Raw genomic sequence first — 11,374 nt, 5'->3', positions numbered from 1 at the left:
AAGGGTCCCCAACAATCTGTGGGGTGTGGGTCATGTTTCAGTACTGCCAGTTCAGGTTAAAGCCCAGCGACACCGGGTCGGTGGCGAAACCGTCCGGTTTGGACAGCGGAATACCGGCGAACAGGTCGTAATTAACGCCCAATAACGCGCCGCGGGTGCCTATTGCGCCACCGGCCAGGTGGTTACCCACCAGATATTCGCTGCCGTGACCACTGACGGCGCCGTAATCCACGCCAAGATAGAGTTGCTGATTTGGCAGCGGCGTCTGCCAGGCCAGTTCGTTACGCACCGTCCAGCCGTTGTCGGCGTTGAGCGTGCGTTCGCCATCAAAGCCCCGCACCGTCCAGCGGCTGCCAATGGCAAACTGGTCCTGTGGCGTCAGCGGGGTGTTACTCATCTGCCGCTGGTATTGCACGTTGTACTGGAACTGTTGTGACGCTAAGGCAAAAGGCAAATTGAGCTGGGCATTCATCTGAATGATTTTGCTCAGCGCCGTTGCATCTCCGTAAGACTCTTCCGGTGCTGGCATCGCACCAAACCAGCGGGTGCCGCGCTGATAACTTATCCCTGCATCCAGCGTGGCATCGGCAATATAGTGGCGGTGTTGCAGGCCGACTTTCCAGGCTGACGTGCGACGGCGCTGGGCATCGATTTCTGTGTCATTGATGAAGTTCTTCGATTCACGCGCCAGCACGTCATAGGTGAAGGTGGTTTTCTGGCTACCGCTGCGGTGCAGCACACGGCTCAGCTGAAAATCAAGATTGTTGCTGTCGCCGCTGTAGCGATAATCACTAGTGAGGCCCGCCACGGTCTGGTAATAACTGTTGCTGCTGGCGGTCATGCTGGCAGCCCAATAACCAAACGGCAGGGAGTACTGGCCGGTGTAGTTATGGGTGTTTTTGTCACTGTGCGGTTGCAATGCGGTGCCCGCAGACAGATACAGGGTATCGCTCAGGCTCAGCAGGTTATCGCCATATGCCGTCACGCCACCCTGATAGCGGCCAGTACTGCGGGTGCCGGAGTCATCCAGCGATGCCCCGACCCGCCATAAGCGCGACTGGTTCCATTTCAGCGCAATATCGCTTTCCCCAGGTTTATTGCCCGGTACGATTTCCATGCTGGCCTGCACGGTTGGCACGCGCTGCAGGTTTTCCAGCCCCTGTTCGATATCACGTAAATCCAGCAGGTTGCCGTCATGGGCCGGGAAGGCGCTGTAGAGGGTGACGTGGTGATCACTGCCGGGCGCAAGCTTGACCTGGCGGATGATGCCGGGCACCAGCGTCAGCATCAGGTTGCCGGATTTGAGATCCTGCTGCGGTGCCAGCACGCGGCTGGTGACATAACCGTGATCCACCAGGCGGTTTTGCAGCGTACTCATCACCAGATTGATGCCCTTCCCCCCGAGGCAGTGACCGACTGCCTGATCGGCAATCGGCTGTAAAGGCAGCCAGTGCGGGAAAGCGCTGCGGTTTTGCAGCTCAATGTGGTGGATCGGGAAGCACGGAGTTTCCTGCGGGAACTGCAATTTGCCAAAAGAGGAAGACGGCGGCGACAGACGCACGTCCGGCGTTGGCGGTGCCAGAGCGGCTTCACGTGCCCGCTGGTTTTCCTGCTGATGGATCAGTTCCTGCCCAGGCTGAGGTAAATCAGCGGCATAGGAAAAAGGTGTCAAAAATAATATTAACGCGATCCATTGGCCGCGATTATTTATTATTGTTATAGAATTCAAGGTAGTCCTTACCGCCCTTTAAAATAAAGGGGATTGTTACAAGTCCATTTGAACGGGGATAAGTTGTTGATGGGAAAATAATATTCATTCAGGAATATATTCCTGAATGAATATTATTTAATTCCCTTTCTTACAACGCATAACCTGAATGCAACATTCTCTACACAAGCCATCGCTGTGCCATTGTTTCGTTGCAACAGGTTAAAACCTCAAAGGTCCCGAGGTTGAGCCAGGGTATTGGCCAAAAATTTTTGGAGAGTGTACTCAAAAATAAAATAAGTAGAAGAGGGTAACGTGATTTTTTTAGAAATTAGAGAAAGAAGAGGCGTTATATAATGTCCGATTAGGAAAGAGGGGGAGTTATTTATAGGATAATTCGTATGTAAAGGGGGTTATATCGCGGGAGTCATAAATGAGTAGTTATCTGAAAAACATGAGGAGATAGGAATTTTTTCAGGGAAATAGAGTTGTCTCGTTAATTAATATGAGTGGCTTTGTTGAATAAATCGAGCTTTTGGTCGCAATCAGGACCAGATCACTACATCCCTGGCCTTGTAGCGATATCTCCTGGCAAAAAAGTTCAAAATCACCAGCTGGAACGTTTACAGCAAGGCTCTTGTCAATCGGGGTTCACTGGCATTCTGGCTGGATGAGCAGGCCCTTACTGACTGGTACGACCAACCCAAACCTTCTTTCCGGGGCCGCTCGTAACGTTATTCTGAGCTGGTCATTCCCCCCGTTTTGATGCTTAAACGCGTCTTTCGCCGCGCGCCGAGCAGGGTATCATTGACCACATTTTTACCTTAATGAAGTTCCCGTTCCGCAGCCTGGATTATTCCTGCGTCAGCAGGCGGTCCAAGTCAATATCCCTTACAAAAAAACCACTGGCGGTGAAATTGCACACCTGGTTATCGACTCCAGTGGCTTAAAGGTATTCGGTGAGGATGAGTGGAAGGTGAGAAAACACGGTCAGGAAAAGCGTCGCGTCTGTCGGAAACCGCACCTGGCGGCAGACGCCGGAACTCATCTGCGCTGACCTGTCGCTGAACAATGTGACTTATGCATTGACCTTCCCGGAGCTATACGTCAGACGCACAGGAAAATCAGGGGCGTCTGCGCCGATGGGGCTTGTGACACATCACTGTGCCATGGCGGGCTAAGGTGCAAGAAAATCATGGTACTGATCCCGCCGCGAAAATGCGCCGGTTACTGACTGGTGGTGTATGCCAACAGAAATCGTGCGGTGGCGAGCCAACGCCTTACGGGAAGCAATGCTTACTGGTAATAGCACACGGCTTATAACCGGCGTTCGGTGGGGATCTTACGTTGCGGGATTATGATGTGCAGGTCGGTGAAGCTATGGACATGATCCGAGCCTTGAACAAAAGGACGCGTGCAGGGGTGCCAGAAAGTGTACGGGTTGCCTTAGGAAGTCAGGAGCAGGAGGAGCTTTTATCTAAATCCGATTTATTCAACAAAGTCGCTCTGCATGCATAAAGTGCATGGTTTTGCATGCAATCTTGAGTGCTCAAATTCGTATTTCTCTACGACGCTTTCGTGCCCGTGGACGCCATTGGTCGGGCGGTCGGCGTTCATCCTGCTGTGATCTGACCGGGCCGTTATTACGACCCGGAAACACATCAGTAATTCCGGGTATCCTGTCCATCGAATATATTCGAATGACTCGTTGAGCTGCGTCCGTCGCTGTACCTCACGTCCTGGCCGCCAAAGATATTGGACTGGCTGGTGGATGTGCTGCCATCACTGTTCCGTACATCTTGACCACCAAAGATATTGGACTGGCTGGTAGATGTGCTGCCATCGCTGTTTCGCACATCCTGACCACCGAAAATATTGGCCTGGCTGGAGGATGTCCGACCATCGCTGTAACGCACATCTTGTCCGCCAAAAATATTCGACTGACTGCTCGATGTCAGTCCGTTGTCATACTGACAATCCTGCCCACCAAAGATATTTGCCTGGCAGCTGTCCGCAGCCGCGTAACCCGCTTGCCCCGCGATCAGACACAACCCCAAAACCAGAGACTTAACGTTCATAGATTCCTTCCAAAAGTAGCGACTCACACCCGATGAATGTTAGTCCTGAGAAAGAAAAAGAGTGTGTCAGAAAATCCTAATTTTCTGTAAATCCTGGTCGGGAAAAGCAATGAATTACAAAGGGCTGACGGGTTATATCAAAACATTCTGAAAAACTCGGTTTGTTCCGAATCAGGCAGCGAAACAGCAATGCCTTGTTCTTCACCTGCAAGCTTCATGTTTGCAGCGTCTTGCGGCTGCCGGTGATATTCAGATTACGCAGGGTCAGATGGCCGACGGGAATCACCTCCGACCCTGACCGCCGGTGTCTGCGTTTCCAGGTGGTTAAATATCAGCAGCCGCAATAAATAACGGTATGAAGAAAGTGCCGAAAAATTTCAGATCACCTCTGGCGATCCAATGTATATAAATAGCGTACATCATCATATGAAATCGCAGGATTGGTCGCTGATAAATGAAAAATTCATTAAAAGTGATTTTTACGTTGAAAATCGGGTCAGCCCCCGGAATCAGGCACTGTGCTATTGAGCGGTTTGGAAAACCAAACCAGTAATGTAAGAAAAAGAAAAATAAACGACGAAAGATAAAATATTTCATTCGCGGAAATCAGCAGTGATTGTTGTGTAATTAGCTGGTTAATATATTCCAGTGCCTGCGAGGTCGTTAACCCCAGCGATTTTAAGCCACTAAAATAGTGCTCAAACACGGGATTGGCCGGGTTAATATTCTCCGTAAGTTGAGCGTGATGAACTGACTCACGCCGGCTCCATAATGTCATTGTCAGCGAGGTGCCCACTGAGCCAGACAGGGTGCGGAAAAAATTGCTCAGGCTTGTGGCACTCGCCAGCTTGTCGTAAGAGAGCCCTGCCAGAGATATCGTGGTTAAGGGCAGAAAGAAACACGCTACCGCGAACCCCTGTATCAACTGCGGCAAGACAATGGAGGTGAAACCAATGGTCGGCGTGAACGTAACAGCGCGCCAGTAATAGCAAACGAAATAAACAGAAAAACTGAAGGTCACCAGAACCCGCATATCAATGCTGTTGCTATAGCGACCGATCAGAGGCGCAATAATCAGTGGCATTAAGCCGATAGGTGCATAGGCCAAACCTGCCCACACGGAGGTGTAACCAAAAACACTTTGCAAAAGTTGGGGCATTAAAACAATAGCCCCGGAATAAATCAGGTACGCGCAGACAATACATAAAACGCCGATGCTAAAATTACGCGATTTAAATAAGCTGAAATCGACGATCGGATTTTTATTTTTCACTTCGTGGACCACCAACAACACCAGCGTGACAACTGAAATGAGAGTGAGCGTAACGATTGTTGACGAGTTAAACCAATCTAAATCCTTGCCTTTATCCAGCATAATTTGCAGAGAACCAACGCCCAGGACAAGCAAGCTAAGTCCGACCAGATTAAGTTTGACCGGCTCAGTCGCCGTTTCCCGACCTTTCAGTAAAAAAGAACAAAGTATTACAACAGCGATACCCATAGGTATATTGATAAAGAAGATCCATCCCCAATGGTAATTGTCGCAAATATAGCCGCCGAGAATAGGCCCAAAAATAGGGGCAATAATGACGGTCATTGACCATATCGCTAACGCGTAGGTGCGTTTTTCCGGAGGATAATTGCGCAGAAGCAAACTTTGCGACAGCGGAATAAGCGGCCCGGCCACCAGCCCTTGAATGACACGAAAGAAAATCAGCATATTGAGACTGGAAGAGATCCCGCAACAAAAGGATGTAATAAAAAACAACGTTACCGACAGTAAAAAAAGCCATCTTTCACCTAAACGTAACGCGAGTCGTCCGGTGACAGGAATTGAAATAGCGTTGGCAACGCCAAACGAGGTAATGACCCAGGTGCCTTCATCGGAAGATGCGCCCAACGATCCTGAGATAGTTTGTATCGCCACATTCGTGATGGTTGAATCGAGCATCTGCATAAAGGTTGCCATTGCCAGTGCAATAGTAACCAGAATTAATGTGCTTCCTTTAAGTGGCGCCGGAACGCCTGCTGAACACTCCATTATTGAGCTCCATTCCGGGCAATAATCTCGGCGATGTCATGTTCAATTTCCTGTGTATTCACAACCAGCGCCGTACTGTTTAAGGCCGGTGTGCGGATAACGTGGTCAGAGAGGGTGTTTTCTCCCATGCTCACCGCGTCGTCAGAATACAGCGTCGCCGTGGTGGAGAGCCCGATACGTAATGGATGTTTACGCAACTGCGCGGGATCAAGCGCCACACGAACAGGCACGCGTTGAACGACTTTAATCCAGTTCCCGGTGGCATTTTGCGCAGGCAGCAGCGAGAAGCTTCCTCCGGTGCCCATATTTATCCCTGCAACATGGCCTTCATAAGGCACTTTCTTGCCGTATATATCACTAATAAGCGTGACTTTTTGGCCTAAGGAGACACCGTTTAACTGCGTTTCCTTAAAGTTTGCATTAACCCACATTTGATCAAGTGGGATCACTGACATCAGTGTTTGGCCTGCGGAAACGGTTTGGCCCACCTGAACATTGCGTTCTGCGATATAGCCAGTCACCGGGCTGCGAATCACCGTGCGCTGCAGGGTAATCCATGCTTCACGAACGGCATCGGCGGCTTGCAGAACCTGAGGTTGCTTATTCACCGGCGTATCCAGAAGCAAAGCCTGACTGGCTTTATACTGCTGCGTGGCCGCATCTAACGCCGCTTTCTGAGAGGACACTTTATTGCGGTAATGCTCCAGCGCCATTTTTGCAATCAATGCATCACGGCTTAGCCCGTTCTGTCGCGCAAAGTCGGTTACTGCCTGGTCGTAAGCAATCTTTGCCTGCGTAACGTCTGCCTTAAGCTGCCCGTTCTGTAAGGTGAGCTGCTGTATCTGCCTGACCACAAAAGCCAGATTGCTTTTAGATTTCTGGTAAGCGAGTTGTGCATCGGTGTTATCGAGCACGGCCAGGACGTCGCCTTCATTAACTAATTCAGTGTTGGTGTGATTCACCGTAATGACGCTGCCATTAATGAGAGCCGACACGGGATTCACGTTTCCTGCTACATAGGCATCATCTGTGGTTTGCTCATTTTTTAGTACTAAATACCAATATGTTATGCTGACGAAAGAGATTATGACGATGGCGATAATCACTGCCATTAGCATTAATTTTTTCTTCTGGTCTGTTTTCACCTGATTATTTCTCACAATGAATTCTTAATTTTCCATGTATTTGGCTATGTCTTTCATCCATGTCAAAGGAGGGGCGGCACTCAATAATGAGCTTAACTGCCTGATAACAGGATTTTTTCAGTAGCCAGTTGTGTCATTATTAGATAATAAAAGGAGAGGGGGTTTATAGAAGAATGAGTCTTATTCTTTGTACAATTTTTCCTACGTCTGTAATCAATGTTTGTAATAATTCATTGATTAAAAATTAACAATATTTAAACCTGGCAAGAACAGGTGCTTTATATAACCCAGTCTTCAAAGTACTTTCTCATTTACTGTGCGTTTATATTCTTATTGAAATAACATGTTACTCTATATTTTAAGCAATGGATGCAGTGCCTTTAATATCAAAGGCATTATCATTTCAGATAATATCTGCCGCTATATACATCTGATCAAATAAATACCTTTCCTCATGTGAATGTGAGGAATGTGTGTTTTTTATTTTTGTGTTAAATAAAGGATTATCATTTAAAAATGAAAGCCATCATCGTAGACGACCACCCTCTGGCACGTATAGCGATAAAAAACTTACTCGATGCTAACGGGATTACACTTCTCGCCGAGTTGGATGACGGCGGCCATGTCGTCAATAAGGTCGAAACCCTCAAACCAGATCTTGTTATCATTGACGTGGATATTCCTACTATCAGCGGTATCGAGGTGCTCGAGCAATTACGCAAACGTCGTTATGCGGGCACTGTCATCGTTATTTCTGCTAAGAATGAAGTGTTTTACGGACAGCGCAGTGCTGAGTTTGGTGCAAACGGATTTGTCAGTAAAAAAGAGGGGTTGAACAATATTATAGCGGCAATAGAAGCGGCTAAAAATGGATATGGTTATTTTCCTTTTACGCTTAATCGATTTTTCGGTGAAACGTCCTCGGAGCAGGATAAGCTGGAATCACTTTCCATGCAGGAAATAAAAGTGTTCCGATATATCATTAATGGCATAGATTACACTAATATCGCCAGCAAAATGAATATCAGCAATAAAACGGTGTGTACCTATAAAAGACGTTTGCTGGAAAAGTTAAACTGTAATTCATTGATGGACCTTTTCAGCTTTGCTCAGCGAAATAAACTGGGGTAATGCCATGAGGGTTCTGACTTTTTTATTGCTCATTCTCTTTTTCCCCGTCAATGCGGCAACTGTAAAAAATATTGAAATTAAAAACAGCTTTGTTAACAATTTTGAAAAAGTCAAATTAAGCAAAGATGAAACCCGCTGGATGGCGCAGAGAAAAAGTCTGGTTATTGGCACATGGCTTCCGGAAATTTCTCCCGTTGTTTATAACAGTGTCGATCACTACTACAGAGGAATCAATGCTGACTATCTGGCATTAATGCAGAAAAGTCTGGGGGTGAAAATTACCATCACTCAGTATAAGAATGAGAAAGAAGCTCTGGATGGGCTTAGCAAAAATAACGTCGATATGCTGCTGACGCCTTTGACGCGAAAAATGAATGACTCTGCCAATTTGTTGCATACCGCAGCGTTAGTCAGAACCTATCCGACTCTGGTGACGTCGATAAAAAACACAATGCAACCTTTAGCAACCGACAAAATAGTCACCATTGCCTGCTCGGATTCTTGCCCGTCTGTCGATACCATCAGGAGTGATTTTCCTAATGCGAAAATTAATTTTTATGATAATGACTACCTGGCCATGTCATCCGTCGTGGAAAATGAAAACGTTTATTTTATCGGCAATAATATCACCACCAGTAATTATCTTTCCAAATACTTCCCTCAGTCGTTATCAGTTATGCGTTATTTTATGCGATCAGACCTTAAGAATCATTTCATTCTTAACGCTGAGCAGGTGATATTGCGCAATATCATCAATAACTTCATTGATGCCATCACTAATGAAACCAACATGCAGGTGACTCAAAACTGGCTTGAAAGGGGAAATCTCTCATTTTTAAATAAGCCGCTTTCGCTCTCTGGCCGGGAGCGTTTATGGCTCAAGAGACATAAAAAACTACGCGTACTGATTAATCCTTATTATCCACCGTTTACCATCACTAATGATGAGAATGAAATCCGTGGCATCATGGGGGACATTCTTAATTTAATTCAGATACAAACTGGCCTGGAGTTTGAACCTGTATTTGCTAATTCAAATTCTGAAATGGTCATGAAGATGATGAAAGGGGAATGGGATCTCATTCCTGCCGCCACCTACAGCAATGAAAGAGGGGGGCGTATCGCATTCAGCGACCCGTTTATGAAACTTCCTTTTGTCGTGGTGACGAAAGTTAAACTGCCAGTGGATCTTACACTTAAGACTGTTAATCAGATCGCCATACCGCCTCACTTCACCTTAACCGACCAACTCAAGGAGAAGTATCCCCATATCAAATGGATGGTGGTTGAAAATACCAGTATCGCCATGAGTATGGTGAATAAAGGTGACGTTGATGCCACGGTGACGACTGAGTTATCCGCACGCTATATCATCGACCATTATTACCCCTCGGATCTGAACTATTTACGCCTTTCGGATATGCCGCTGGCACCGATCAGCTTTGCCTTGTCAAAAACCGATCCTGAATTAAAGTCCATTTTGGATAAAGCGCTGGTGTCCATTCCACCGCGGGAGATTTTGCAGCTGACTGAAAAATGGTCAAAAATGCCTAAAGTTCAGATTCAAACCTGGAATCTTTATAGCAAGCAGTTTTACCTTGTTATCGCGTTTGCCGTGACCCTGATTGCCAGCAGTCTGGTGTGGGGATTTTATTTGCAGAGTGAAGTCCGTAAGCGTAAAGAGTCGCAGCGTCAGCTGGAAATTCAGTTACAGCTTAAAGAGCGTCTTTCCCGGGCTCTTGAAGAGGAAAAAAATAAGGCGATTCTTGCCACCGAGGCGAAAAGTCAGTTTCTCGCCAGTATGAGCCACGAATTGAGAACCCCCGTCAGCTCTATTGTCGGTTTTTTAGAATTAATGAATCGTCAGGCATTAGATGCTTTGCAGCATAAAGAGGCCATAGAGCAGGTATATACCACCGCGCAATCTTTACTGGGGCTGATCGGCGAAATACTTGATGTTGATAAAGTGGCGTCAGGTAATTATCAAATTCATTACCAGAGAACCTACGTTAACAAGCTGATGCTTGAGATATGTCGTTCATTTGAGGGAATTGCGCAGAAAAAAAATCTGTCTTTACACTACAAAAATACGATGCCGGACGATGTGCAAATGCTGATTGACCCGCAGGCGCTCAGGCAGATTATGAATAATCTGATCAGTAACGCTCTGAAATTTACTGTTCAGGGAAAAATAGACGTGTGCGTACATCAGTATATGTTTAACGATTATCAAACCGGCCTTCAGATCATCGTCAGTGATACGGGGTGCGGTATTTCAGCGGATGAAAAGGCGACCCTCTTCCAGCGTTATTCTCAAGCCGAGCAGGGGCGGATGCAAACCGGTTCGGGGTTAGGGCTGACGATATGCAAAGATCTCGTTTCATTAATGCAGGGCACACTGACGATGGAAAGTCAGCCGGGGTATGGAACGACACTGACTCTTAATCTGCCGGTAGAAATATGTCCTCCTCAGCAAATTGACTTATCTACACCTCAGCGTGAGTCGTTATCTCGTGCGCCGTTGTCAGTTCTTATTGCAGACGATCATCCGACTAACCGGCTGCTGCTTAAAAGGCAGCTACAAAATATCGGTTATGAGGTGGATGAAGCCTGCAACGGTGACGAAGCAGAGCAAATGATCGGCAAAGCACATTACGACTTATTAATTACCGACATTAATATGCCGGGAAAAGATGGAATTACGCTCTCGGGTGATTTAAGAAAAACCTATCCGACGCTCCAGATTTGGGGCCTGACAGCAAATGCTCAGGAGAAAACACGGGAGAAATGCCTGCAAAACGGCATGAATCTCTGCCTGTTTAAACCCGTTTCGTTACGAACGCTGACCCATGAACTTAATAAGATTACGGGGAACCACGCGGTGACATTGCCGGTTTCCCATCTCAATATCGACGTTCTGCATCGTAATACCGGCGGGCAAAAAGAACGGCTTAATGAGCTGATTGAGGTTTTCTATTTTGAAGCCAGGAAAGATCTCGCTGAAGCTGAGCAGGCCGTCGTGAAAGAAGACTTTGGCCGATTCAAACAGGCCGTGCATCGTCTGCACGGTGCCGGTCAACTTCTCGAAATAAAAGAACTGAAAGATATTCTTTCCCCGATAGAAATGATGGATAAAACTGAGCTCACGACGCAATTTTGCCTGACGGTGCTGACGAAAATCAGCCGTATTTTGCACAAGGTCAGTGAAGAGATCGCCATTATTTGTCCGGCAGAGCCTGCAACTCTGCCAGACAGATAAGCTGAGCACGTT

Annotated in this window: 6 protein-coding genes and 1 pseudogene; 3 read left to right on the top strand and 4 right to left on the bottom strand. The window is 47.0% G+C overall.

The features are described 5' to 3' along the window. Positions 1-37: 37 nt before the first annotated feature. The gene (locus ABSH60_RS05820) at positions 38-1,672 is read right to left on the bottom strand and encodes a ShlB/FhaC/HecB family hemolysin secretion/activation protein (RefSeq protein WP_390973114.1); all 1,635 of its coding nucleotides are present in this window, start codon (positions 1,670-1,672) and stop codon (positions 38-40) included. A 624-nt stretch (positions 1,673-2,296) separates the two neighbouring features. On the opposite strand from ABSH60_RS05820, the pseudogene ABSH60_RS05815 reads away from it, so the two are divergent. Further along, a pseudogene (locus tag ABSH60_RS05815) lies at positions 2,297-3,226 on the top strand (IS5 family transposase). Positions 3,227-3,369: 143 nt separating this feature from the next. Here the strand turns inward: ABSH60_RS05815 and ABSH60_RS05810 are convergent. The 3 genes from ABSH60_RS05810 to ABSH60_RS05800 all read right to left on the bottom strand — a co-directional run bounded on the left by ABSH60_RS05810 (position 3,370) and on the right by ABSH60_RS05800 (position 6,945). After that, complete coding sequence (locus tag ABSH60_RS05810) at positions 3,370-3,786, bottom strand: hypothetical protein (protein ID WP_390973112.1); 417 nt, start codon at positions 3,784-3,786, stop codon at positions 3,370-3,372. A gap of 496 nt (positions 3,787-4,282) precedes the next feature. Continuing rightward, positions 4,283-5,827, bottom strand: a complete 1,545-nt coding sequence (locus ABSH60_RS05805; protein WP_390973110.1) for a DHA2 family efflux MFS transporter permease subunit — start codon at positions 5,825-5,827, stop codon at positions 4,283-4,285. Further along, positions 5,827-6,945: an HlyD family efflux transporter periplasmic adaptor subunit gene (locus tag ABSH60_RS05800; RefSeq protein WP_390975695.1), complete on the bottom strand. Its 1,119-nt coding sequence runs from the start codon at positions 6,943-6,945 to the stop codon at positions 5,827-5,829. The genes ABSH60_RS05805 and ABSH60_RS05800 overlap by 1 nt, the downstream gene beginning before the upstream one ends. A gap of 543 nt (positions 6,946-7,488) precedes the next feature. On the opposite strand from ABSH60_RS05800, the gene evgA reads away from it, so the two are divergent. Continuing rightward, the gene (gene evgA, locus ABSH60_RS05795) at positions 7,489-8,103 is read left to right on the top strand and encodes an acid-sensing system DNA-binding response regulator EvgA (RefSeq protein ID WP_056781923.1); all 615 of its coding nucleotides are present in this window, start codon (positions 7,489-7,491) and stop codon (positions 8,101-8,103) included. Between the two features lie 4 nt (positions 8,104-8,107). Further along, complete coding sequence (locus ABSH60_RS05790) at positions 8,108-11,362, top strand: response regulator (RefSeq protein WP_390973108.1); 3,255 nt, start codon at positions 8,108-8,110, stop codon at positions 11,360-11,362. The last annotated feature ends 12 nt before the right edge of the window (positions 11,363-11,374 follow it).

This window comes from Rahnella sp. R3(2024), assembly GCF_042920125.1.
Lineage (GTDB): Bacteria > Pseudomonadota > Gammaproteobacteria > Enterobacterales > Enterobacteriaceae > Rahnella > Rahnella rivi.
The sequence above is the reverse complement of the archived record's forward strand: the minus strand, read 5'-3'. Positions and strand labels throughout refer to the sequence as shown.

What these genes read in the sequence shown, in the direction of transcription:
- ABSH60_RS05790 (WP_390973108.1), top strand. Translation starts at nt 8,108, where the DNA reads ATGAGGGTTCTGACTTTTTTATTGCTCATTCTCTTTTTCCCCGTCAAT.
- evgA (WP_056781923.1), top strand. Translation starts at nt 7,489, where the DNA reads ATGAAAGCCATCATCGTAGACGACCACCCTCTGGCACGTATAGCGATA.
- ABSH60_RS05805 (WP_390973110.1), bottom strand. Translation starts at nt 5,827, where the DNA reads ATGGAGTGTTCAGCAGGCGTTCCGGCGCCACTTAAAGGAAGCACATTA.
- ABSH60_RS05810 (WP_390973112.1), bottom strand. Translation starts at nt 3,786, where the DNA reads ATGAACGTTAAGTCTCTGGTTTTGGGGTTGTGTCTGATCGCGGGGCAA.
- ABSH60_RS05800 (WP_390975695.1), bottom strand. Translation starts at nt 6,945, where the DNA reads ATGCTAATGGCAGTGATTATCGCCATCGTCATAATCTCTTTCGTCAGC.